Genomic DNA, 24,481 nt, shown 5'->3' with positions numbered 1-24,481 from the left:
TCCAATCTCACCCGGGGTAGCTTAGATCACCGTCACGCGACCCTGGTTACCCACAATGGCCTTGGCCTCGGCCAGCAGCGGAATCGAACGCGCGTTGACCTTGGCAGGTACCTCGGCACGCAGCACGCGCCCGTCCACCTGCTCGATAAAGATCTCCACGCGGTCGCCGCCCGGGTTAGCGGTGAGCACCGTGGCCAGGCGCGCCATATTGCCCTGGCTAAAGCGGCTGTTAGGCACCATGACCTCAAACACCTTGGGCTTGTTGTTCTCCTCGTTGAGCTCGAGCGGCACGATCTCCTGCGCGATGATCTGGTCGCCGCGGTCCGAGCGCTCGAGCTTGCCCTTAATGCGCACAAAGGCATCGGACAGCTGCGCGCCGGTCTCGGGATCGACCTCGCCGTACAGGTACCCCTCGGCCTCTTTATAGGTCTTGGGGAACACGACGACGGTGGCCTCGCCTTCCATGTCCTCGAGCTGCACGATGCCCATGGGGTCACCGTTTTTGGTCACGCGCTTGGACACGCTCGAGACCATGCCGGCCCACCACAGCGCCTTGCCCTCGGGAATCTCCTGGTTGATGGTGCCGCCCGTAGGATTCTGAACTTCGTAGCCGGTATCGATCTGCGAGAACGAGAAGTCGCGCGCCTTGGCTAGTGCATACTCAAACGGGCGCAGCGGGTGGTCCGAGACATAGATGCCCAGAACCTCCTTCTCCTGGCTCAGCTTAAGGTGGCGGTCCCATTCCTGGCCATCCGGATCGGGCACGCTCACCTCAAAGCCCGAGCCCTCAACGTCGCCAAACATATCGAAGAACGACGTCTGGCCGCTCGCGCGATCCTTCTGGCGCTTTACCGCGGCATCGATGATGTTCTCGGGGTTGTTCTTATCCACAAAGTGCATCATCTGGCGACGCGGATACCCCGTGGAGTCGAAGGCGCCTGCCTTGATGAGCGATTCGATCACGCGGCGGTTGGCCTGGCTCGAGTCCACGCGCTCGACAAAGTCGTGCAGCGTCTTAAACGGGCCGCCCGCCTCGCGCTCGGCGATAATCGCCTGCGCCACGCCGGTGCCCACGCCGCGGATGCCGGCCAGACCAAAGCGCACGCCCTCCTTGGTAGCCGTGAACTCGGTACCGGACTCGTTGACATCTGGCGACAGCACGGGGATGCCGTCGTGACGGCATGCCGAGACGTAGTGCACGATCTTGTCGGTCTTGCCCGTATAGGACGTCAGAACGGCCGCCATGTACTCGTGCGGATAGTGCGCCTTGAGCCACGCCGTCTGCATAACCAGGATGGCGTAGCCGGCGGAGTGCGACTTGTTGAAGGCGTAGGACGCGAACTCGAGAACATCGTCCCAAATCTTCTGGGCGACCTCGCGCGTATAGTTGTTCTTGATGGCGCCGTTCATCCAGTGGTCGTAGGTGGTCTCGTCGGAGCCATCCTCCCAGTGGAGCACCGTCGACGTGAGCAGCTTGATCTTTTTCTTAGCCACGGGCTTACGGATACGCGAGTCCGATTCGCCCTTGGAGAAGCCGCACATCTCGACGGAGATGAGCATAACCTGCTCCTGGTAGACCATGGTGCCGTAGGTTTCGCCCAGGATGTCGTCCAGGCGGTCGTCGTAGGAGACCGCCGGCTCCTTGCCGTTCATACGGTTGATGTAGGACGAAACCATGCCGGCGCCCAGCGGGCCCGGGCGGTACAGGGCGATCAATGCTACGACGTGCTTGTACTCGGTGGGCTTCATGTTCTTGATCGTGGCCGTCATGCCGGCGGACTCGACCTGGAAGACGCCGGCGGTGTGGCCGGAACCCATGAGCTTAAAGATCTCGGGGTCGTCAAAGGGAATCTCTTCCTCTTTGATGTCGATGCCGAAGTTCTTTTTGATGTTTGCCTTGGCCTTGGAGATAACAGTCAGCGTGCGCAGGCCCAAGAAGTCCATCTTGAGCAGGCCCATATCGGCAACGGTATGGCCCTCGTACTGGGTAATCTCGACGCCGCCCTTGGTATCGAGCTTAGTGGGCACGTGCTCGTTGACGGGGTCGCGGCAGATCAGAACGGCGCACGCGTGCACGCCCTCGCCACGGGTGAGGCCCTCGATTGAGAGCGCCGTGTCGATGATGCGGCGGGCGTCGTCGTCCTTTTTATAGGCCTCGGCAAAATCGGGGTTAAACAGATCCTCTTTGCCGGGCTGCTTGTCGAGCACCTGCTTGAGCTTGACCTTGGGGTCGCTCGAAACCATCTTGGACAGGCGCTGACCCATGTAGACCGGGTAGTCCAGGACGCGCGCGGCGTCGTTGATGGCCTGCTTGGCCTTAATGGTCGAGTAGGTGATGACGTGGGTGACCTTCTCGGGGCCGTAGAGCTGGCGAACGTGCTCCACGACCTCGAGGCGCCGCTCATCGTCGAAGTCCATATCGATATCGGGCATCTCGGTACGCTGCGGGGACAGGAACCTCTCGAACATCAGGCCGTTCTCGAGCGGGTCGAACGCGGTGATGTTCATGGCGTAGGCGACGATAGCGCCGGCGGCCGAGCCACGGCCGGGGCCGACGCCGATGCCGTTGTCCTTGGCCCATTGCACGTACTCGGCAACGATCAAGAAGTAGGCGGCAAAGCCCTTGTCGCAGATGACTTTGTATTCGTACTCAAAGCGCTCTTTGATGTTGACGCCACCAATCTCGCGCGTGGCCCAGTCGTCGCCGTAGTGCTGGCGCAGGCCCTTCTCGCACTCGCGGCGGAACTGGCTCTCGTGCGTCTCGCCGGGATCGAGCAGCGGGAAGCGCGGCAGGATGATGGAGTCCCAGTCCAGCTCTACGTAGCACTTGTCGGCGATCTCGAGCGTGTTGTCGCAGGCCTCGGGGCAATACGGGAACATCGCCCGCATCTCCTCCTCGGTCTTCATATAAAACTCCGAGCCGGTCATGCGCATGCGGTTGGGGTCGTCGACCTTGGCGTTCATGCCAATGCACATGATGACGTCCTGCACCGGCGCGTCCTCGCGGCGCAGGTAGTGGAAGTCGTTGGTGGCAATGACTTTGACGCCCACCTGCTTGGCGATATCGATGAGCGTGCGGTCCATCTGCTCGTCGGTCAGGCCGTTGTCGGTGGTGATGCCGTGTTCCTGGATCTCGATATAAAAGTCGCCGGGTTCGAAGGTATCGCGGAAGGTCTCGGCCCACTTGATGGCGCCCTCCATGTCACCGCGGTCGATGTATTTGGGAATGATGCCCGCGATGCAGGCGCTCGTGCAGATCATGCCCTTGGCATGGCGGCGCAGGTTGTCGAGCGTCACGCGGGGCTTGTAGTAAAAGCCCTGCACGGCGGCCTCGGAAACCGTCTGCATCAGGTTGACGTAGCCCTCCTGGTCCTTGGCCAGGAGGATCATGTGGTAGAGCTCGGGCTTATGGTCGCGGGCAAGGGTCTCGTCCGGCGTAAAGTAGACCTCGCAGCCAAAGATGGGCTTGATGACCAGGGGCGGCTTGAGCTCGTCGATATTGCCCTTCTCGTCCCACATAGCCATGTCCTTAACGTACTGGGCATGCTCGCGCGGGTTTTCCTCGGGGTCGGGCTCCACCAGCTCGTCGCGGCGGTCCTTTTCCAAGAAGGCCTTGTCGTGGCTCCAGGTTTTGTACTCGGGCGTGTTGTGGTTAACGGCGTCGCAGGCCAGCGCCAAGTCGGGCACGCCATACATGTAGCCGTGATCGGTAATGGCCACGGCAGGCATGCCAAGCTCAACGGCACGGTTGACCATATCCTGGATACGGGTTGCGCCGTCGAGCATGGAGAAAACAGTGTGATTGTGCAGATGGACGAATGCCATGTGATGAGCTCCGATGCGGGTTCGTGTTCTGACTGAACGATTTTACCGCACGGCGCGGACGGCACCCGAACCTAGCCAAACCCACACGGCTCCTCACGCAGTTGCGGTGAAATGCGGACTGTTTGGCGGCTTTTTTGGCCAAAACAGTCCGTATTCCACCGCAAGTTATTGAGGGCTAGAGGCTGTAGGTGACCACCTGAGGCTCGCACGGGTTGGCGGGGTCGACTTGCTCCACGCGGACGAACTTGACGGTCACGGCCTCAAAGCCCGCCTTGTGCAGAACATCAGCGTAAACGCGCGCCTGCAGGGCGTGCTTCTCCTGCAGCTGTTCCGGCGTCTCGTCCGGTGTGCCGCCCGTCTTGTAGTCGATGACCAGCGCGCGTGACGAATCCGCCGGGTTCGTCGCCAAAGCATCGATGGCGCCCTCGGCATATGCACCGTAGCGAGCGATGTCCTCGTCCTCGCAGCCCAGCGAAAAGAACGGCACCTCGGCGCGAACGCACGGCCAGGCAAGCAGCTCGGCACGGACCGCCGACTTGAGCCAGCGATCCAGGGCAACGTCGAAGCGTTCGCGCTGTTCCGGCGTCAGGCGCCACAGGCGAGCCAGGGCGTCGGCACGCTCGGCGGGCAGCGCATCGGCACCCATCTCGATCAGCCACTGGCAGGCGGCGTGGAAGGCCGAGCCCAGCGCCATGGGATTGCCGGCGGGCTCGACAGCGGCCACGTCTGCATCCGCCATCTCGGAACCATCAGACTCCGCATCATCGCCAGCCTCGTCCATGGGCACATGCGCCTCGGTGGCACGGTCCTCGGACTCGGCATGCAGCGCCGCGGCAATTGACGAGTAGCTGTACGAATCGCGCACCGGATACGGGCAGATGCCCATGCGTACGCCCACCGCTTGGGGATGCACGAGCTCGAACGCATCGGGTTCGGGGTCGGCAGGACCGGGGACGATTGTACTGGCCGAATCGTCGGCAGTATCTGTATCGACATCGCCGCGAACAAGCCTGCCCTCGGCATCCAGTGAAGCGTTGGCCTCAAACGCCTGCTCGCCAAAGGAAAAGTCCGCGAGCGAAATGAGCTCGTAGTCGCCCGGCTGGGAGTTGTCGAACACCAGGCGGTCGGCATCGAGCTGCGGCATGTCCAGAGCGTCGGTAGGCAGAATACGACGCAGCACGTCATAGGTCAGATCGGTCTCGACGTCGAAGGTCGGCGCGCACAGCTTGCCGCGGCTCACGCCGGCATCCATCGCCAAGATCACCAGCTCTCGCGCACGCGTCATGGCAACATAGAGCAAGCGGGCCCGCTCCTCGAGCGAAAGCTGCAGGTCGTCGTCGCGCAGGCGGGCAAATGCCTCGGCGGGAGAGCCCGTCGCACAGACGTCCTCCATGAGCTCTGGCGGCAGCCACAACGACGTGCCCTTGCCCTTAAACGCATGCTCAAACTGCTTTTTGACGTCGTCGCCCTTCACAAAGGTTCCGTCGGCGAGCTTAACGCCGTCGAAGCGTGCCGGCAGCGCCACGATCTGCGCTCCGCCCTCGACGCGACCCATCTGTGCCGCACCCGAGGACTTACGCACGCCAAAACACTCGGCAACCGCTACGACCGGATACTCCAGACCCTTGGACGCATGCACCGTCATGATGCGTACCGCGCCGTCGCCCTCCTCGTTGAGCGCGCCCGGGGCCTCCTTGCCCGCCAAGAAGCGGTCGAAGGCGAGCGCAATGGAGCGCGGCGAGTTGCCGAGCTCGGCCTCTGCCTCGGCCACGGCGTCGAGCGCCTTGAGCACGTTGGCGGCAATGGCCTTGCCCTCGGGACCACGCTGTGCCAGACGTACAAACCAGCCGGAGGCGTTGACCACGTCGCGCGCGATGGCGGCGAACGAATCGCGGCCCACGCGACGGAGCGCATACCGCAGCACCTCGCGGGCGCGCGTCACGAGCGGCAAGTCTTGCAAACCCGGCACATCGGAATCGCTCATGATGCCCACGTCGATGTTGCGGCGCGAGGTTTCCCCCGTCTGGTCGTCCAGCTTGGTCGCCAGCGCCAGGAACTCCTGAGCGCCGAGCGCAAACATCGGCGAGGCCAGCAGCGGCATAAGACCCTGCGCCGTATCGGCCGGGTTAGCAAGCGCGCACACCAGGGCACGCACCGTCTGCACCTCGGCTGCCTGGGCAAAGACCGAGCCGCCTGCGATCACGCAGTCGAGCCCCTGGTCGCGGAAGGCCTGCGCATAGACATCGGCGTTGGTCATGCGGCCCAGCAGCAGGACCATGCTGCCCTGGGGCTGGCCCGCTTTAACGAGTGCTTGGAATCGCTCCGCAATCGCACGAGCTTTCGCCTGCGTTCGCTCCTGCGTACTGCCACCGGCAACGAAAATCGCCTGGCGGCGCGATGCCTTCGCCTTGAGCTTGTCCTCGCGTTCGTCGCTCGGTTCAAGATCCAAGAACCCCTGCATCAAACCACCGGTGTCGCCGTCAAAGACGCGCGCCACATAGCGCAGCACCTCGTCGTGGCTGCGGAAGTTGCGTACAAGCTTGACGAGCTCGCCGGCGGGGGCATCGGACGTGGCGACCGTCTCGGACGCCGTCGTCGAACCCACCTTGCGCTCCTGGCGACGGAATACCTCGACCTCGGCACCACGGAAGCGGTAGATCGACTGCTGCGCATCGCCTACGGTGCACAGTGCGCGCTCCCCCGCGCCCGTCAGGTGACGGATCAAATCGACCTGCATCTGGTCGGTATCCTGGAACTCATCGATCATGACCATCTTAAAGCGACCCTCATAGGCCGCTCGGATGGCGGGATAATCGCGCAGCGCCTCGTACGCCATGCGCAGCAGGTCGTTGTTATCAAGCGCGGACTGGTCAGCCTTGAGCGCGCGGTATTCCGCCTCCACAGCACGAGCAAGCCCCGCCAGCGCATCGAGCGCGGGACCACCGCAGGCCAGCACGATATTGATAAACGCATCGGCAGCCTCGGCCTTGAGTAGCTCCACCTGCTCCTTAGAAAACGCCTTGCTCGCCCGAGGCATGCTGCACGACATCATGAGTCGCGCCGCATCCTCCATGGTTTTGCCGCTCGCCTCAAACGCGTCGATGGCATCGAGTGCCACCTGCGCTTTCTCGGTCGCGGCCTTGCTTGCGCCCAGCGCCGCACGATAGGCATCGGCGAGTGCCGAGGTATCGGCCTGGCCGCGCGCCACGCACACGTCGTCCATACCGCCCGGCAGCTGGCTCGAGAGCTCCAGCAGCTCACGCACCAGCCCTTTAATGGTGGTACCGGCGCCAAACGGCCCACCCTCGCCCGCCATGGGATACCAAGCGTAGAGGGCCTTAAGCGAAGCGGCGAGCTCGGGGGCGGCATCGGGCGCCGTCGCGCGGGCCAGCACATGCTCAACAGCCTGGTCCATAAGCTCGTCGGTATCGGTGAGCACCGTGAACTCGGGATCGATGCCCAGCTCCAACGCATGTGCGCGCAGGATACGCGAGCACATGCCGTGAATGGTCGAGATCCACGCATCGTCGACGGTCAGGGCTTCCTCGTCCATGCCCTCGTCGATGAGCGTGCGGCGCACACGGTCACGGATCTCGGCCGCGGCGTCTTTGGTAAAGGTAATGGCGAGCACCTGGTCCAGATGCTCAACGAACGGACCGGATTCGGGCGAGAGCGCGTAGACGATGCGGCGCGTGAGGGTAAAGGTCTTGCCCGAACCGGCACCCGCCGAGACAAACAGCGGACGGTCGAGCGTTTTGACGATCTGCAGCTGTTGCGGCATCAAAGTCGAAAGATCCATGGTCTACACGTCCCTCCTTACAAACGTTCCTTCGTGGTTATACGAGCAGCGCGCATGCGCGGCCTGAGCCGACGTCGGGTCGACGGCGGCAACGTCGCCTGCCTCGAGTTCGTGCAGGCGCTCGGCGATGCCGGCCTCCACGCGATCGAGCAGGGCGTCGAAGTCCATGCTGCCACCCTCGCCGGGAAAGCCCTTCTTAAGCCCCGGGATGCGGCCGTCGCCGCGCTCTTCCTCGAGCAGCTCGGCACTCGCGGCGCCGCGCAGCGCCGGTTTGCCGCCCTTGGTCGAAAAATAGAGCGCCGCACGGGCATCCAGATCCAGCGCCCGGCGCATGGCCTGCGCATAGATAAGCGTCTGGGTATGGGGCGGCAGCCACCGCGGGTCGTCGATGGCGGCCTCGCCCGATTCCTCGTCGCGCACCGTGGGGTCGGCGAGTTTAAACTCCTCAACGCCCGTGCGATGCTTGTAGTCGATTACCACGGCGCGATTCTCGGCATCCACATCCACGCGGTCGATGCGCCCGCCGAGCGGCCAGCCGGCATACTCGACCTGGAGCTCGTTGAACGCAAACTCCAGGTAGCGCGGCGCGAAGGGCGCGAGCGCCTCGGACTCGTAGGCAAGAACGCCCTCCAGCTGCGGCAAAATCTCGGCCACCTGGCGCTCCTCCACCGGGGAGAGCGGCACGAGCGGGCCCTCGGTACCGCGCTTGCCCGCATGCTCGGCCAAGGTCTCGTCAAAGACCTCGCGCAGCAGCTCCTTCGCGCGTGGCAGATTCATGGGTGTCACGCGCTCCATGCGCTCCTGGGGCAGACGGGCATGCAAGTGTTCCAGCACGTCGTGGACAAAGTTGCCCTTCTCCATATTGCCAAAGCCAGCGTCGATCGACTGGGGCTTCACGCGGTACGAGACGAACCAGCATAGCGGGCAGGTCGAATAGGCCTCGATCTGCGAGGCAGACGTCAGGCGCGGCACCAGCGGCGCATCCTCGCCCTCGCCATCGCGACGACGCAGGACCAAATACGGAATGGCTTCATCGCTCAGGTGCTGAGGAGCTTCGCAGGTCACGCGCTCGCGCCTAAGACCTTCGCCTGCCGCGGGATCGAAGTCCCTTACGATATCGCCCTCACCCACACACTTCGCCTTGTCGGCGCCAACGGCCTTAGCGTCGTCAGCGGCCTTGTCGGCGTCAGCGGCCTTGTCGGCGTCAGCGGCCTTAGCATCGTTAGCGGCCTCGGCATGCGCCCGCAACTCGGTCCACACGGCCGCCGGATAGCACTCGCGCGCCTGACGATCGTGGGTCACACGGGCGAGCGTAACCGGACCACGCGACGCTTGTATCGCGCGGCCAAAGCGTGCGCGCAGCAAGGCCGCAGGCTCAAGCGTCACGCCCTCGCGACCGAGGCTCGCCGTCAGCGTTGCCAGCGGGCCCTCCTCATGTGAGAGCGGATAACTGTCCAGGTCGACGTCGGCAAACAGCACGGCATCGTAGCTGCCGGGGCGCAGGGCCGCCGCATCGGCAAGCGAAGTAAAGCGAACCTGGGCACGTGGCGCACGGTCAACCTCGTAGGTCTCGTAATCGTAGGCGGTGCTACGCTTGTCCACCTTGGTGCGAATGCCATCGAGCACGGGCACGGTCGCGGCCTGCGATACGTCGAGCGCGCGAGCATCGTTCATAAGGATGTCGATGACGTGGCGCAGCAGAGCCACCTCCGCCTGGCGACGGGCTTGGCCATCCAAGCTGCCCAGCGAGCGATCGGGCAACCCCTCGGCAACGGCAAGCATGGCCTTGAGCGCCGTCACGGGCTTGTCACGCCACAGCGCCTGGAACACGTCCGAGACCACGCACGGCACGTTCTTAAACCAGTTCTCGTCGCTCGCCGCCTTGCGCGCGCCCCTCACCTGGCCTTGGACGCTCTGCAGCAGGCTCTTAACGCCCGCGGTAGTCTTGCTGCGCGAGAGACGCATATTCTTATCGAAGGTACGGGCATTGACGGCATCAGCGCCCGAAAGCGGACTGTAAATCCAGTCGGTAAGCTCCGGCGCGGGCCACCACTCAGTCTTAGAAGCTGCCCCTTCGTCGGCGGCCTTCATACGCTCGATCAGGTTGGCGAGCGCCGTGAACTGCCTGCCCGCAATGGATTGAGAAAACGCCGTGAACTCAACTGTCTCGGCAGCGATATGACGGGCCGCCAGACGAGAGGCGAGCTCACCGAACAGCTGGGGTGCCCGGGCAGAAACAACGAGCACGCGCACGGGGTCAGCGGGCGTTGCAGTAGCTTTATCGTCCTTGGACTCCTTGTGCGTTTTCACCAACGTATCGATGGCGTCCGCATAAGCATGGGCACGGGCATGGGGGCCGGCGACCTCAATAAAGGCAGGCTGAGCGGCGGTCCCGCAAGCGGCATCAGACGCGACGGCGTCCTCCCTCAGCGGCGCGGCCTCGAACAGCACACCGCGGGCATCAAATGCCGCGGCAAGCTCCTCGCGCATCGCCGCCTGCTCGCAGGCAAGCAGTACGACGACCTCCCCCCCATTGTTCGCCACGGCAGACAGCAGCTCGAGCAGGCCGTGCGTAATCGACGTGATACCGCGCACGCATACGGCGCGGGTGCACGCCGGCAGGTTATCGGCCAGGGCATCGGCCATAATGTCAGCCGCCTCGCAGGGCTCGACCATATCTCGACGGTCCAAACCACCCGCGTAGGCACGCAAAAGCTCGAACACACGAGCCTCGGCATCGCTTTTTGGCTTAGGCTGGCAATTGTTGCCACGGCATCGCTCGGCCGTCGTCCCCGCAACGCCCGGCAACACGTCGCGGGCCATGCGCGCAAGCATGCGCACTGTGCCCTGGCTGCGCGAAAGCGGCTGCAGGTCGGCATCGTCGAGACGCGTGACCATGTCCGAGAACAGCATCTGACGCTGCAGGTTGTCGACGAAACCGCGCCCGTCGCCCAAAAGCTCCCAAAGCGAGCGAAGCCACGATGTAGGCGTTTTGTAGTCAATACCCAGCGAAATCCCGGCTTCCGCCGCATCATGGCGACACAGGTCGAGCTCGGCAAACGTTGACGCCAGAAGCACGGCACGTCCATGGCGGGCAATAAGGTCGGCAAGCAACGCCGACTCGGCATCGCTCAAATCCGTGCCGGCATTGGTGGTATAGATTCGAACAGGCATGGTCCTCCGCTCAAACTGTTCGCAATAATCAATGTATCCATCCTACCCGCCCACGCGGACAGATTTGCCCCACGCCAACAGATTTGATCCCTTGGGGACGGAGGAAAACGGATCACCGAAGGGGTCAGTCTAACCCGGTGATCCGTTTTCCTCCGTCCTTAAGGGATCAAAAAACCGCCCCCGGAGGAGCGGTTTTGCACAATTCGTTTTTGGCGCGGCCTACTCGCCATCCTCCAGCTTAATGAGGATTTTGCGGTAGCCACCGTACTCGCCGTTGAGCGCCTTGGACACACGGCTCACCGTGGTGGACGAAGCGCCGGTACGCGCCTGAACCTCAACATAGGGCTCGCCCTCGTCCAGATAACGCGCGACCTGCAGACGCTGCGATAGATCGCAAATCTCGCGCGGCGTGCAGATATCGGTCAAAAACGCTTGGATATCTTTCTCGTCGTCCAAAAGGCTAAATGCGTGGACCAGCTGCTTGACATCAGGCTTGTCAAACATGTTCTCGATATTCATCGATCACCGCCAAACCCGCCAAAAGGCATCGAAGTTGATACTGACATCGGGCATCGTTCGCCCGTTCTATGCAATAGGGCAACGCCTGTGGCTTTTGCCCGTAGCAGTTTAGCACACCACCAAACTAAAGCGACAAAACTCTCTGCCAGCGGCGCGTTTTCTAGGACGAACGCCGTTTTGAAACCGAATGCGCACGCAAGCTCCACGAATATCTGAGACAATGGGCGCCCAAACAGAGCCGTGCCCGAGCATCTGTCCGAGTTGCAAAGGCATGTGCCTCTCACGCTCCCTCACCACGCCATGCGCAAGAAAGGATTCACACCATGCGCTTTATGCTCAACTGGCTTTTGACCTCAATCGCCATCGCGATCGCAACGTTTCTCGTCCCCGGCATTCAGCCCTTCGGCATGGCCGACGCCTGGGTCTGCTTTGCCTTCGTGGGACTGTTCCTCAACATCGTCGACTCGCTCGTTAAGCCGTTCCTGACGGTCATCTCGCTGCCACTCACTATTATCACGCTTGGTATTTTTCAGCTTGTGGTCAACAGCTTTATGCTCGAGCTGGCCAGCTACCTGTCGGTCAATCTGCTGGGCGCGGGTATCTCCATCGCCAGCTTTGGATCGGCGTTTATGGGCAGCATCCTGGTATCCATCATGCGCAGCATTCTCGACAGCATCGCCAGGAACTAAAGCGACCGGATACGGGCCGCCACAACACGCCAAAACGAAGGCCGTCCATCGCAACGATGGGCGGCCTTGTCATTTGCCAAGCCTCAGAGGACAAGAAAATCTACCATTTCTGCCCCGTCCCCCAATAGCAGGTGGGGCTAGATGACGTAGTCGTAGCCCTCGTTGGGGGCAACGAGCGTATCGAGTGTCACGCCGTCGAGGTAGTCGTTGATGAGCTTGTCCAGGTTCTTCCAAACATCGAGTGTAGGACACTCATCAGATCGCGAGCAACCTTTGCAGTCGCCGTCCAGGCATGCGACCGGTGCTAGGCTACCCTCGGTCAGGCGCAGGATCTCGCCCACCGTGTACTGCTCGGGCGGGCGCGTGAGCACGTAGCCGCCGCCCTTGCCGCGCATGCCCGAGAGCATATTGGCGCGCACGAGCGTAGCCAAAATGTTCTCCAAATATTTCTCCGAAATCCCCTGACGCGCGGCGATCTCTTTGAGGGGAATGCGGCCTGCCGCCTGATGCTCGGCCAAGTCGACCATAACGCGCAGGGCATATCTGCCCTTTGTGGAAACCAACATATATATTGCTGCCTTTCGGTCTTTTAATTCGTAGAAATTCTAGCCGAAATATTGGTTTTGAAAATACCTATTCCCGTCAAGATGGTTAATCGACTCGTAATAATCTTCTATTTCCTATTGCATTACTAGGCTTTAGTGCCTACTATGCTTGCCAACAGCAAAACGAACAACCCATAAGGTTTGTGGGTTTCGCTGCTACCCACGCCGTAAAACCACACGGTATCCAGTCATTTGAACACTTTGGAGGTTCACCATGAGCAAGGTTTACACGTCCATCGATCAGCTTATCGGCCACACCCCGCTCCTGGAGCTCACCCACTTTGAGGCCGATGAGGACCTCAAGGCCCGTGTGCTCGTCAAGCTGGAATACTTCAACCCCGCCGGCTCCGTCAAAGACCGCGTCGCCAAGAACATGATCGACGAGGCCGAGAAGGCCGGCAAGCTCGTGCGCGGCGGCGACTACACCATCATCGAGCCCACGAGCGGCAACACCGGCGTCGGCATCGCCTCGGTGGCGGCCGCCCGCGGCTACAAGGTGATCATCACCATGCCCGAGACCATGTCCGTTGAGCGCCGCAAGCTTATGCAGGCATATGGCGCACAGCTCGTGCTCACCGACGGCTCCAAGGGCATGAAGGGCGCCATCGCCAAGGCCGAAGAGCTGCAGAAGGAGACGCCCAACAGCATTATCGCCGGCCAGTTCGTGAACCCCGCCAACCCCGCCATCCACAAGGCCACGACCGGCCCCGAGATCTGGGATGACACCGACGGCAAGGTCGACATCTTCGTCGCCGGCGTTGGCACCGGCGGCACCGTGACCGGTGTGGGCGAGTTCCTCAAGGAGCAAAACCCCGAGATTCAGGTCGTCGCCGTCGAGCCCGCCACCTCCCCGGTGCTCTCCAAGGGCCAGGCCGGCCCGCACAAGATCCAGGGCATCGGCGCCGGCTTTGTGCCCGACGTCCTCGACACCCAGGTCTACGACGAGATCATCCCCGTCGAGAACGACGACGCCTTTGCCACCGGCCGCGCCGTGGGCCACAAGGAAGGCGTGCTCGTAGGCATTTCGTCCGGCGCCGCCGTGTGGGCCGCACTGCAGCTGGCCAAGCGCCCCGAGAACGAGGGCAAGACCATCGTGGCGCTGCTCGCCGACACCGGCGAGCGCTACCTATCCACGGCACTCTTCCAGGACTAAGGTCTGTTGCCCATAGGTTGAGCCCAGGATGAACCGGTCTCCTCTCTCCCGGCAGCTTGAGCCCATCCCATCAGGGCGCCCCACGAGTCGTCCGAACTTGCTACAATGTCTGCGGCGCGGAACCAGCCTCCCGCGCCGCTTTTCTTTTTTGGCCACATGCCACCAAGGAGAACCTCCCCATGCACAACAAGCGCGTGCTCGTCGCCATGAGCGGCGGCGTCGATTCCAGCGTGACCGCGTATCTGCTCAAAAATCAGGGTTACGAATGTGTCGGTGCCACCATGCGCCTCACCTGTCCCGCGCCCGATCCCGTCACGGGCATGAGCAAAGTCGATCGCGACATCGCTGACGCGAAGGCCGTCGCCGGGCGCCTGGGAATACCCCATCACGTGCTCGACTTGCAGCAAACCTTCGACCGTAACGTGATCGAGCGCTTTGTGAACGCCTACCAGGAGGGGCTGACGCCCAATCCGTGCATCATCTGCAACCGCCACATTAAGTTTGGCGCGCTGCTCGATGCGGCGCTGGACATGGGCTGCGACTATATCGCCACGGGCCATTACGCCAAAACAAGCCAAGCGGCAGATGGCACCTGGCAGCTACATCGCGGCGAAGATCCCAAAAAGGACCAAAGCTACTTTTTGTATTCGCTTACGCAGGAGCGCCTGGCGCGCACGATTTTTCCGCTGGCAGGGCTGGACAAAGAGTGCGATGTGCGCCGCATTGCCGCCGAGCAGGGCTTCATCAACGCCAAGAAGGCCGAGAGCGAGGATATCTGCTTTATCCCGGACGGCGACTATGCGGGCTATATCGAGCGCCGCTGCGGACACGCCGCTGCACCGGGCGATATCGTGTGGCGCGACGGCAGCGTGGTCGGAAGCCACAATGGCGCCTTGCGCTATACCATAGGCCAGCGCAAGGGCCTGGGCGTCGCGATGGCGCACCCCGTGTACGTAACGGGCGTCGATGCCGCCAACAACATTGTGCATCTGGGCGAGGCCGAGGACCTGACGGCCACAGCGCTCACAGCCAACGACTGGATTTGGAGCGCCCCTGCCGACCACATGGAGGCCGAGCTGGATGCCGGCGGCATTCGCGTGGGCGCCAAATACCGCTACCGACAGAAAGACCAGGCAGCAACCCTTACGCGTGATGAAGACGGACAAATGCTGCTAACTTTTGACGAGCCGCAGCGAGCCATCGCCCCCGGCCAGGCAGTCGTAGTCTACCGCGGCGACATCGTCCTGGGCGGCGGCACGGTGGCCGGCGCACTTAAGTAGCCGCGGGTTTATCGCTGCACGTGTCGAAGTGCCTCAACAGCGGCACCAACCTCGATTACGCGACGCTCGAGGCCGCGGTGAATGGCCTCGAGTCGACCCTCCGCCGTCGCCCACTCGCTCTGCGAAAGAATCTCAATCGCCTCATCAACAAATCCGTTGAGCCGCGATGAATCGAACCAATCGAGCAAATCCGCAAGCGCCAGCTGGACGGAAGGGTCGGGCCCAAACGGCTTAGCGGAAAACCCAAACTCCCCAGCTGCGAGCACGGCAGTTGGTACGTTGTACCACAGGCAGTTGCCGCTATCGAACAGCGGAGCAGGTTTTATCTCCAGGGTGTCGACATTGCGGATGATGCCGAAGTTTCGCCAATGGCGGTCGCTGTTGGCCAAAAGGGCATCGCAGACAATCATCTGCGACATAGACCTTCTCACGGCAGCCTCGTCTGCTCCATGCTTACCAAGGAAGCGGGAGTACCGGTCGTACGTCGAGTTTCCTCGCTGACCGCCAAGAGCGTTCTTAACGTAAACGGCTGGAACGTATTCCTCGCGGCCATCAAGAAAGTCATCGCACAGACACACAGGGCCATCGAACATCCGCTCAACCGTATAAGGAACAAACTCGCCCTCCGACAGCAAGCGACGGTGCAGGGCCGTTGCAACCGCCTCGTTAAAGGGTCGCTGGTCATCCATGCCGCATCCTTTAGCCAAGACGCGAACGCCGCGGCGGATCATCCATGATTTAGGGAGCTCGCCCTCGGACGTGTTGTCGGGGTTTTTAAGGCCGATGCCCTCCAGCCAACCCGAACGCCCCTCGGGCGCAGACCGCTCAAAATCATTCTCGAAGTAATTGATGTTTTGCCATTTGAGTTCGTCGCAATCGGTCGGCCGCAGCCAATAGCAATCCGAAAGCGAGAGGCCCAGGCACTGAACCGGCACCTCAACGCCGCTGACAATCCCCAGCTCGCGGTAGCGCGAGATAAGCCCAGGGCGAACATCGGGCACCGACCGATGCCCCCACCACGCGTTGAGCTCCCGCTTATTCACCGTTGGAGAAAAGCTCGAACACGTGCCAAACGGCATTCGTTGCGTATCGAGGACCTCGGCGATTTCGAAGGGAAACTCGCGCGTCGGATCAAATGAGACATGCGCGACCTCATGGTCGGCCGACATCAGCGTAAACTTGCGCCCCACATCGGCTGCAGGACGGCGCCCTCGTTTGCGGACCTTTTGATAGGCGATCGCAGAATTGTACTCGACCATCTTCCGGCCGCCCACAATATCGCACACAAGCGTCCCCGATGCGGCAAGTTGCGATATGCGGGCTTTCGTAACGCCCAACAGGCGGGCGGCATCACCCATAGATAAGTACTCAGACGTGTCCATACACCGCATCACCTCGTTAAGTAATTTACACGTTTAGTTAATAGATTTCAGACATCATAATACTAAACGACCAAAAGCGGAAAAAGGCCCGAGAAATCGGGCCTTAGCGATTGGCCAGCTGAGTCGCAAGCTGCTCCCCTAGCGCTGAACGTAGGCACGAACCAGCTCGTAGGTATTGCGCACGCCGTCGATGTGGCTGCGCTCGTAGTTGTGGCTCGCATACACGCCGGGGCCGATCAGACCGTGGCGAATGTCATAGCCGGCCGAGAGCGTGGCCTCGACGTCCGAACCGTAATGCGGGTACACGTCGATGGCATAGTCGAGCTCAAGCTCGCGCGCGATGTTGGACAGCGTCGTCACCAGGTCGTAGTTGTACGGACCACCCGAATCCTTGGCGCAAATCGACACCATGCGCTCGGTGCAGCCCAGGTCGTCGCCCACGCAGCCCATGTCAACGCTGATCATCTCGCGCGTATCGGCCGGCACGAAAGCGCCGCCGTGACCGACCTCCTCGTACACGGTAAAGAGCAGCGATACCTTGCGCGAAAGCGTCACCTCGCCGCCAGCAACGGCGCGGGCCAAACCCAGCAGAATCGACGCGGACAGCTTGTCGTCAAGGAAGCGGCTCTTGATGTAGCCGCTCTCCGTCACCGTGGTGCGCGGATCCATAGCGATGATGTCTCCAGCCTGAATGCCCAGCTCGAGCACGTCGTCCTTGCTGTCGACGTTCTCGTCGAGCAGGATTTCCATGTTCTTCTCGATGGTCTTGACCGGCTCATCGGCCACATGCGCCGAAGGCTCGGTATTGAGAACCACACCCGTGTAGACATTGCCATCGCGCGTGTAAACGGTGCAGTTCTCGCCATCGGCCGTAGACCACTGATGCCCGCCGAGCGTCGTGGGACGCAAGCGACCATTGTCCTTGATGGAACGCACCATGGCGCCCAGGGTATCGACATGGCTCGCCAGTACGAGCGGCTCACCCTCGCCACCAAGCTCAACCAACACGTTGCCCTTATTGGAACGCTCGGGCCCAAACCCCATATCGCGCAGGGTCTCCATCAGATAATCAGTCGCCGCACGGGTATAGCCCGTAGGCGAAGCAATCGAGGTAAGCGCCTTCAACTGGTCAGTAATATAGGAGAGCGTCTCCTCTAGAGAAGCATCAACATTAGAAGCCATATGCATCCTTCCAAGTAAAACTAAGACCGAGTCCCGATTTTAACCGTTCTGCACGTGCAATGCCCCAGGAGCCGAGCCGACTCCAGACGTCCCCACACCGGTTTTATGCACGCGCACGGTTTACAGTCCCAATCTTGCATAAATCCTATCGGTATCTGCATAAATATGAGGCATCTATTTGCTTCGTCTCAGGGTACCCCACCTTGGACCGTGCAAAATACGGAGTATTCAGCACCGTGGACCCCGTCAGCCCCATCGCAAACGGCAAAGCGACGCGGTTACAGCAGTGTTGCAGGTCGTCGCAAACCAAAAACGCGGTGGCAGCCCCCTCCGCTCATCGATAGCCCGCCCACAAGGGCTGTCGATGGGCGTCTGCGGGCCACTGCGGCCCATTCACAACGTTATGCATTTTTCAGAGCTTGCTGAATACTCCCAAAAATGCACGCTGAGAAGTGCAACACCTATCCGCAGCGGGCAGCATGCCTTGGTTTTGCCCATCTTGGGGCATCGGCGCGGCACAAAAAGCCCCGCCGCGCGTAGCACGGCGGGGCCAGCAGCAAGTCAAAAGACCATACGCCTACGGGCGAAGGACCACCAAACTGGGCTAGGCAGCCGGGCAGATCTTCTTGAAGAGCTCGATGACGTCGTCGAGCGTCGCCTCGCGCGGGTTGCCCGGGAAGCAGGCGTCAGCCATGGCGTCCTTGGCCAGGACCTCGATCTCGTCGGCCTTCATGGCCTCGCAGACATGCGGAATGTTCACGTCGGCGGAGAGTTGCTTGACGGCGGCGATGGCGGCGTCGGCAGCCTCGTCGGTGCTCATGCCCGTGGTGTCAACACCCATGGCAACGGCAACCTTGGCCAGGCGCTCGGCGCAAACCGGCTTGTTGAACTCCATGGCGATCGGCAGCAGCATGGCGCAAGCGACGCCGTGCGGAGTGTCGTAGTGGGCAGACAGGGTGTGAGCCATGGCATGGTCGATGCCCAGGCCGACGTTGGAGAAGCCCATGCCGGCGACATACTGGCCAAGAGCCATACCCTCGCGGCCGGAGCCGGGCTGACCAGACTTGGCCTCGGCAACGGAGTCGCGCAGGTTCTCACTGATCAGCTTAATGGCCTCAAAGTGGAACATGTCGGAGAGCTCCCAAGCACCCTTGGTGGTGTAGCCCTCGATGGCGTGGGTCAGAGCATCCATGCCGGTAGAAGCGGTCAGGCCGGCGGGCATGGAAGCCATCATGTCGGGGTCGACGACGGCGACCTCAGGGGCGTCGTTGGTGTCGACGCACACGAACTTGCGGACCTTCTCGGGGTCGGTGATGACGTAGTTGATGGTCACCTCGGCAGCAGTACCGGCGGTCGTCGGCACGGCGATGGTGAACACGGCGTGGTTCTTAGTGGGAGCAACGCCCTCGAGGCTGCGGACATCGGCAAACTCGGGGTTGTTGATGATGATGCCAATGGCCTTAGCGGTGTCCATGGAGGAGCCGCCACCGATGGTCACGATAGCGTCAGCTTCGGCGGCCTTGAAGGCCTCGACGCCGTCCTTGACGTTCTGGATGGTGGGGTTGGGCTTAATCTCGGAGTAGAGGCTCCAAGCGATGCCGGCGGCGTCGAGCTCGTCGGTCACCTTAGCGGTAACGCCAAACTTGACCAGGTCGGGATCGGAGCAGACGAAGATCTTCTTGTAGCCGCGACGCTGGAGCTCGCCGGGGATCTCCTTGATGGCGCCGGAACCATGATAAGAAATGGTATTGAGAACGAAACGATTAGCCATTGATAGCCTCCCATCGTGTGCGGGGCACCCATTACGCCCCGCGCTGCAAGTTCCATCCTAACGCTTTTGAAACAAAAAATGCATGAGAACGTCAAAAGTGTTAAAGCGTTTCAACATAATAACGGAGCCCCAGCCCTTCCCTCCCGACTGCAGCGAAGGCTAGATTATAGGAGCAATTGCCCAAAGAATACGACCAACTCAGTCTATAAATTGTTTCTGTTTTAGCAATATATGTTTGACAATACGTTTATAAAAGGATACTTTATAGTAATTAATATGCATGCAGCAAATAGTGTCATTCATTTTGTTAGAAATTGCCCATGCGGTTATTGCAGCTGCATGTACTGCAACGTACAGCGTAATTCTCCGCACGAAGCAGAAGACGGTTCCAATTCGATCGAGGCGATGACGCGTGATGGCTACTGGTCCTAAATCGAGCAAGACGGCTACAAACGAATATCGAATCTCAATTGAAGGTAACCCTTATCCGCATGCTCTGGCTCTCGTCAACCCAGCGGGAGACAACCTCAACATCAAAAGACATGGGTTCACGGGTCCACTAGGACAGCTATTGAGTCTTAAATACACCGTTTATGACGATGCAAATGAAAAGCTCTTTACTGTCGTCGACGGTGGTTTTAGTAACATGCCCAGGGTTGTGCTCATCATCGAACACAAGGAAGTTGCGGTGTTCGATTATGGCCTAAACAGACTTGAGATGAAGTGCGTAACGAACATACCGAATTACACAATAAAAGGTAACTTCCTATTTGGAGATTACGATATATTCAGTCAACGGGAAGTGAAGCTATCTTCAGTTAACGTCCTTCAATGTGATAAACAATCGTGCTTTAACATACAGGTTTTGGATAAAGCCGAATTAGCCGCCGCAATTGGAATACCCACAGCCATTGCCCTTCTGAGGGCTCGGATTGAAGAGCATCTCGAATAAATTGCAAAAAGCAGTTCGTAACAACATTCAGGAGCTAGATAGTTTTTTTCTGGCTCCTGAAGCTGTACTACATAGAGATGAAAATATATTGCGGCAAAGGGGCTGTCCCTTTGCCGCATTCGGTTACTTTCGACAGCCCTCTTTCCAAGCCTCGGCCGCAACCTTCCAGCGAAAACGCAAGTCGCGCTCGCGGTCGATGAACATGATGGCAAACGCGACAAACAGCAGCACGCTCGCCACGACGATGGCGTGCAGACCCATGCGCTCAATGCACCAATTGCCCAGCACGGCGCCAAACACAAAGGTAAAGATCACACCAAAGTACAGCAGGCCGTTTTCCAAAAAGCCGCGCTTGTGGGTAATGATGTAGTCGTCCACGTTTTGCAAGGCATTACGGAGGTTGCCGATACACATGGTCGTGGCGATGCCGTGTCCATGAATCTTGCGGAAACTCTCGACCTGCATACCGCAGGCAAACGAAGTAAGGCAGTTGGCGAGCAGGTTGAAATCGCCGCCCGGGATAAAGCTCACGCCCAGCAAGATAACGGCTTCAAAAAACACCGTCACCTGACGCCAGTGAATCACGCTGCCAAAACGCTCGTGTACCAGGTCGGCAAGCATAATGCCCACAGCAAACGAAACCACAGGGAAGAAGTAACGCCCCGCAAGTGCCCAGTTGCCTTCCGAGATGCTCACGCCCACGAGCAGGATGTTGCCTGTCTGCGCGTTGGCGAAAACATGATCGCGCCCAATGTACGAATACACGTCCATAAAGCCACCGGCGAGCGCCAGAATGATGCCCAGCTCGATGGACTCCGATATCTGCTTGGCACGCTGCATCGTCGTGCGGCCTCCTTGTTGACGACCCTCTCGTGCGTTGGCGGAGACATAGCCGCCGTTCATACTGTAACCCATTGACAACATGGCGTGCGCGCGAGACGGGCTCCCCAACGCGCAGATACACAGTCTGGAAACAAACGGTGGGCGCGGCGCCACACCCGACGCCCGACGCCTCGTGTACTCCACCAGTCTTTTTAGCCCCGTCCCAAAAAGACTGGTTACAATTACGTGCAGCATACAAACACCGGGAGGGATCGTGGCAAAAAAGCCTCAGCACGCTCAGAACAACCAGCGCAGTCAGCAGGACAAACAGGGCCAGCAACAAAAGCGCGGCGGCAAGGCGCAGGCCACGGTCGCCCGCACCAAGCATTCCCAAGCGACGCCCGCCCGCCCCTGGCGACCGGGCCGCGACAAGTTCCTCCCCGTCAGCCGCACCGACATGGATGCGCGTGGCTGGGACCAGTGCGACTTCGTCTATATCTGCGGCGACGCCTACGTGGACCATCCCAGCTTTGGTATGGCCATCGTCAGCCGCGTCCTCGACGCGCACGGCTACAAGGTGGGCATCATCTGCCAGCCCGACTGGACCGACCCCGCCAGCATCACCGTGCTTGGCGAGCCGCGCCTGGGCTTTCTCGTCAGCGCCGGCAACATGGACTCCATGGTCAACCACTATTCGGTGACCAAGCACCGCCGCCACACCGATGCCTATACCCCTGGTGGCGAGGAGGGGCGCCGTCCCAATCGTGCCGTCACGGTCTACGGCAACCTCATCCGCCAGACGTTCAAGGACGCCCCCATCATCATCGGCGGCATCGAGGCAAGCCTGCGCCGCCTGGCCCACTACGACTACTGGCAGGACAAGCTCAAGCGCTCGGTACTGCTTGACTCAGGCGCCGACATCCTCATCTACGGCATGGGCGAGCGCGCAATCGTCGAGATCGCCGACGCGCTCGACGCGGGGCTGCCCATCGATCAGATCACTTATATCAACGGCACCGTTTACCGCACGGGTTCGCTCGACGAGGTCTACGACTACGACCTGCTGCCCAGCTGGGACGACCTTTCCGCCGACAAGCTCAACTACGCGCGCAGCTTTAACGTGCAGCAGCAGAATATGGACCCCATCACCGGACATCGCCTGGTAGAGCCCTATCCCAACAGCGTCTATGTGGTGCAGAACCCGCCGTCGGCGACGTTGACGACCGACGAGATGGACGAGGTGGCCGAACTCCCCTACGCACGTGACTGGCATCCCGACTACGACGCGGCGGGCGGCGTGCCGGCCTTTGCCGAGATCAAATTTTCCATTAGCTCCAACCGCGGCTGTTTTGGCGAGTGCTCGTTTTGCGCGCTGACCTTCCACCAGGGTCGCGTGCTGCAAATGCGCAGTCACGACTCGATCATGCGCGAGGCCGAGCTGCTCACGCGCGATCCCGAGTTTAAGGGCTACATCAACGACGTGGGCGGGCCGACGGCTAACTTTAGCCGCCCTGCCTGCGACAAGCAGCTCAAGCACGGCGTGTGCAAGAACAAACGCTGCCTGTGGCCGAGCGTATGCAAGAACATGGTGGTCGACGAGAGCGGCTACACGCAGCTGCTGCGCGACCTGCGCCAGCTGCCAGGCGTCAAGAAGGTCTTCGTGCGCAGCGGCATCCGTTTTGACTACACCATGGCCGATGCCTCGGACGAGTTTTTGCGCGAGCTGCTGGAGCACCACGTCTCGGGCCAGCTGCGCGTAGCGCCCGAGCACGTGAGCGACGCGGTGTTGAGTGTGATGGGCAAGCCGAGCCGCGCCGTCTACGATACATTCTGTCGTAAATTTGAACGCCTGAACCGCGAATACGGACTCAAGCAGTACGTGGTGCCGTATCTGATCTCGAGCCACCCCGGCTCGACGATGAAGGAAGCCGTGGACCTGGCCGAGGCCGTACGCGACATGGGTTATATGCCCGAGCAGGTGCAGGACTTCTACCCCACACCGTCCACCATGTCGACCTGCATGTACTACACCGGCGTGGACCCACGCACCATGCAGCCGATCTACGTGGCACGCGACCCGCACGAGAAGGCCATGCAGCGTGCGCTCATCCAGTATCGCAAGCCCGAGAACTACAAGCTGGTACGCGAGGCGCTGGAAAAGGCTGGCCGCCACGATCTGATCGGCTACACCAAGCATTGCCTGATTCGCCCCGTGCCGCCGCGCCCGGGCGAGACGTCTGCTGGCGGCGGACACGGCACTGGCAAGAAGGGCGGTAAGGCCCACGGCGGCGGCAAGGGACCCAAGAGCAGCAAGGGCCACGGTGGCATGTCGCGTGCGCAGAACACCGCCGGCCGTAACCGCGCGGCCCAGGGACGACAGGGCGCCAACGGCGGCGGGCGTCGCAACTAGGGCAGCGGCGCGCTCGCTGCGTCCATCCCACACGCGTGGCGCAGCGAGCGCATTGCCTCAACGAAGATGACGCCGGCGATAGCGATCGTAATTGCCACGTCGAACGGCGTGTTCACAAACCAGAGCAACGTCATGAGATACGACCCGGCATTAAAGGCGAAGTGCAGCAGGATCGTGTAGCGGAGCTTTCCGGTCGTCACGAGCACCCAACCAAAGATGAGGCCGGCGGCACCCGCGTAGCAACCCTGCACCCAATTCATGTGCATAAAACCGAAGATTGCCGCCTGCAGCACGATTGCCGCGGCAACACCCCAGGTACTCGGGGCCGCCCAGGGCACTATGGCGCCGTCTTGCGCGCTCGCGCGGCGTCGGCGCTTCCAGAGCGGACGGCACTGTGGATTAAACGCACGCAGTGAGAACTCAAAAATGATACCGCGCACCAGCAACTCCTCGCAAAACGGAGCGCCGAGCACCGTGGTCAGGACGGCAAGAAGGTTGGTATCGCCCATACCTGTTTCCTCGACGAGCTCGCTATAGTCTGCCGCAACCTCGGGCAGCAGTGACAGCACGCCGTCGCATAGGTAGCTAATGACCACCTGCATGGATAGGCCGATCACGACAACGCATGCGATGCGCCTCCATGCAGCATTTGCTCCCCCGCCGAGCGGGCGCTCACCTTGCCGGCGCGCCATGAAGGAGCGGGGCCACAGATAGCGCCACCACAGCAGCGCCATCAAAAACGACGCCGTCTGAGCGGCAGCCTGGAACCATTGGACATCGAGGTTGTCGATCGGATAGCCCGTCAGCACCGACACGGCATCGAGAACAGAAAACAGAACCACGCTCAGGGCAATATCTACCGCGACAACGCCAAAACAGGCAAGCGCCCACGCTATCGCATTGAGCATGCCAACCTCC

At 61.0% G+C, this 24,481-nt stretch carries 15 protein-coding genes; 5 read left to right on the top strand and 10 right to left on the bottom strand.

What is annotated here, in order from left to right:
• Positions 1-21 precede the first annotated feature (21 nt).
• From dnaE to DXD77_RS02865, 4 genes are all read right to left on the bottom strand, one after another.
• Positions 22-3,825, bottom strand: coding sequence for a DNA polymerase III subunit alpha (gene dnaE / locus DXD77_RS02880; RefSeq protein ID WP_117647693.1), 3,804 nt, complete (start codon positions 3,823-3,825; stop codon positions 22-24).
• Positions 3,826-4,000: 175 nt separating this feature from the next.
• Positions 4,001-7,624, bottom strand: coding sequence for a UvrD-helicase domain-containing protein (locus DXD77_RS02875; protein WP_117583969.1), 3,624 nt, complete (start codon positions 7,622-7,624; stop codon positions 4,001-4,003).
• 3 nt (positions 7,625-7,627) lie between these two features.
• The gene (locus tag DXD77_RS02870) at positions 7,628-10,798 is read right to left on the bottom strand and encodes a PD-(D/E)XK nuclease family protein (RefSeq protein ID WP_117647691.1); all 3,171 of its coding nucleotides are present in this window, start codon (positions 10,796-10,798) and stop codon (positions 7,628-7,630) included.
• Between the two features lie 219 nt (positions 10,799-11,017).
• On the bottom strand, positions 11,018-11,317 hold the full coding sequence (locus DXD77_RS02865) for a YerC/YecD family TrpR-related protein (protein WP_022094855.1): 300 nt from the start codon (positions 11,315-11,317) through the stop codon (positions 11,018-11,020).
• Between the two features lie 323 nt (positions 11,318-11,640).
• Between DXD77_RS02865 and DXD77_RS02860 the strand changes: the two genes are divergently transcribed.
• Positions 11,641-12,006: a phage holin family protein gene (locus DXD77_RS02860; protein ID WP_117583967.1), complete on the top strand. Its 366-nt coding sequence runs from the start codon at positions 11,641-11,643 to the stop codon at positions 12,004-12,006.
• A gap of 137 nt (positions 12,007-12,143) precedes the next feature.
• Here DXD77_RS02860 and DXD77_RS02855 read toward each other — a convergent pair whose 3' ends face one another.
• Entirely contained in the window at positions 12,144-12,572 is a 429-nt protein-coding gene (locus tag DXD77_RS02855; RefSeq protein WP_117583966.1) for an Rrf2 family transcriptional regulator, read from the bottom strand.
• 253 nt (positions 12,573-12,825) lie between these two features.
• Between DXD77_RS02855 and cysK the strand changes: the two genes are divergently transcribed.
• Together cysK and mnmA are read left to right on the top strand one after the other, a co-directional pair.
• Entirely contained in the window at positions 12,826-13,764 is a 939-nt protein-coding gene (cysK, locus tag DXD77_RS02850) for a cysteine synthase A (RefSeq protein ID WP_089572177.1), read from the top strand.
• A gap of 56 nt (positions 13,765-13,820) precedes the next feature.
• Positions 13,821-15,044: a tRNA 2-thiouridine(34) synthase MnmA gene (gene mnmA, locus DXD77_RS02845; RefSeq protein WP_255413156.1), complete on the top strand. Its 1,224-nt coding sequence runs from the start codon at positions 13,821-13,823 to the stop codon at positions 15,042-15,044.
• A gap of 8 nt (positions 15,045-15,052) precedes the next feature.
• Here mnmA and DXD77_RS02840 read toward each other — a convergent pair whose 3' ends face one another.
• The 3 genes from DXD77_RS02840 to fucO form a co-directional block, all read right to left on the bottom strand.
• A complete protein-coding gene (locus tag DXD77_RS02840; RefSeq protein WP_117647689.1) occupies positions 15,053-16,426 on the bottom strand; it encodes a DNA-binding protein in 1,374 nt (457 codons plus the stop codon).
• A gap of 138 nt (positions 16,427-16,564) precedes the next feature.
• Complete coding sequence (locus DXD77_RS02835; protein WP_117647687.1) at positions 16,565-17,608, bottom strand: M42 family metallopeptidase; 1,044 nt, start codon at positions 17,606-17,608, stop codon at positions 16,565-16,567.
• Positions 17,609-18,212: 604 nt separating this feature from the next.
• Positions 18,213-19,379, bottom strand: coding sequence for a lactaldehyde reductase (gene fucO / locus DXD77_RS02830; protein ID WP_022094861.1), 1,167 nt, complete (start codon positions 19,377-19,379; stop codon positions 18,213-18,215).
• Between the two features lie 415 nt (positions 19,380-19,794).
• On the opposite strand from fucO, the gene DXD77_RS02825 reads away from it, so the two are divergent.
• Positions 19,795-20,331, top strand: a complete 537-nt coding sequence (locus DXD77_RS02825) for a hypothetical protein (protein WP_147325410.1) — start codon at positions 19,795-19,797, stop codon at positions 20,329-20,331.
• A gap of 123 nt (positions 20,332-20,454) precedes the next feature.
• Here the strand turns inward: DXD77_RS02825 and DXD77_RS02820 are convergent, their stop codons facing one another.
• On the bottom strand, positions 20,455-21,171 hold the full coding sequence (locus tag DXD77_RS02820; protein WP_089572184.1) for a YoaK family protein: 717 nt from the start codon (positions 21,169-21,171) through the stop codon (positions 20,455-20,457).
• Between the two features lie 256 nt (positions 21,172-21,427).
• On the opposite strand from DXD77_RS02820, the gene DXD77_RS02815 reads away from it, so the two are divergent.
• Positions 21,428-23,563 (top strand): YgiQ family radical SAM protein, encoded by a 2,136-nt coding sequence (locus DXD77_RS02815; RefSeq protein WP_233506716.1) that lies wholly within the window; start codon positions 21,428-21,430, stop codon positions 23,561-23,563.
• Here DXD77_RS02815 and DXD77_RS02810 read toward each other — a convergent pair.
• On the bottom strand, positions 23,560-24,471 hold the full coding sequence (locus DXD77_RS02810; RefSeq protein ID WP_117647681.1) for a CPBP family intramembrane glutamic endopeptidase: 912 nt from the start codon (positions 24,469-24,471) through the stop codon (positions 23,560-23,562). The two genes, DXD77_RS02815 and DXD77_RS02810, sit on opposite strands and share 4 nt — an antisense overlap.
• Between the last annotated feature and the right edge of the window lie 10 nt (positions 24,472-24,481).

Origin of the sequence: Collinsella sp. TM09-10AT (assembly GCF_003436275.1) — a bacterium.
Taxonomy (GTDB): Bacteria; Actinomycetota; Coriobacteriia; order Coriobacteriales; family Coriobacteriaceae; genus Collinsella.
The sequence above is the reverse complement of the archived record's forward strand: the minus strand, read 5'-3'. Positions and strand labels throughout refer to the sequence as shown.

Bases quoted from the DNA above. Each gene is read 5' to 3' on its own strand.
- DXD77_RS02875 (WP_117583969.1), bottom strand. From the start codon at position 7,624: ATGGATCTTTCGACTTTGATGCCGCAACAGCTGCAGATCGTCAAAACG.
- DXD77_RS02865 (WP_022094855.1), bottom strand. From the start codon at position 11,317: ATGAATATCGAGAACATGTTTGACAAGCCTGATGTCAAGCAGCTGGTC.
- DXD77_RS02860 (WP_117583967.1), top strand. From the start codon at position 11,641: ATGCGCTTTATGCTCAACTGGCTTTTGACCTCAATCGCCATCGCGATC.
- fucO (WP_022094861.1), bottom strand. From the start codon at position 19,379: ATGGCTAATCGTTTCGTTCTCAATACCATTTCTTATCATGGTTCCGGC.
- DXD77_RS02810 (WP_117647681.1), bottom strand. From the start codon at position 24,471: ATGCTCAATGCGATAGCGTGGGCGCTTGCCTGTTTTGGCGTTGTCGCG.
- DXD77_RS02835 (WP_117647687.1), bottom strand. From the start codon at position 17,608: ATGGCTTCTAATGTTGATGCTTCTCTAGAGGAGACGCTCTCCTATATT.
- cysK (WP_089572177.1), top strand. From the start codon at position 12,826: ATGAGCAAGGTTTACACGTCCATCGATCAGCTTATCGGCCACACCCCG.
- DXD77_RS02870 (WP_117647691.1), bottom strand. From the start codon at position 10,798: ATGCCTGTTCGAATCTATACCACCAATGCCGGCACGGATTTGAGCGAT.
- DXD77_RS02820 (WP_089572184.1), bottom strand. From the start codon at position 21,171: ATGCAGCGTGCCAAGCAGATATCGGAGTCCATCGAGCTGGGCATCATT.
- DXD77_RS02825 (WP_147325410.1), top strand. From the start codon at position 19,795: ATGGCTACTGGTCCTAAATCGAGCAAGACGGCTACAAACGAATATCGA.
- DXD77_RS02840 (WP_117647689.1), bottom strand. From the start codon at position 16,426: ATGGACACGTCTGAGTACTTATCTATGGGTGATGCCGCCCGCCTGTTG.
- DXD77_RS02855 (WP_117583966.1), bottom strand. From the start codon at position 12,572: ATGTTGGTTTCCACAAAGGGCAGATATGCCCTGCGCGTTATGGTCGAC.
- dnaE (WP_117647693.1), bottom strand. From the start codon at position 3,825: ATGGCATTCGTCCATCTGCACAATCACACTGTTTTCTCCATGCTCGAC.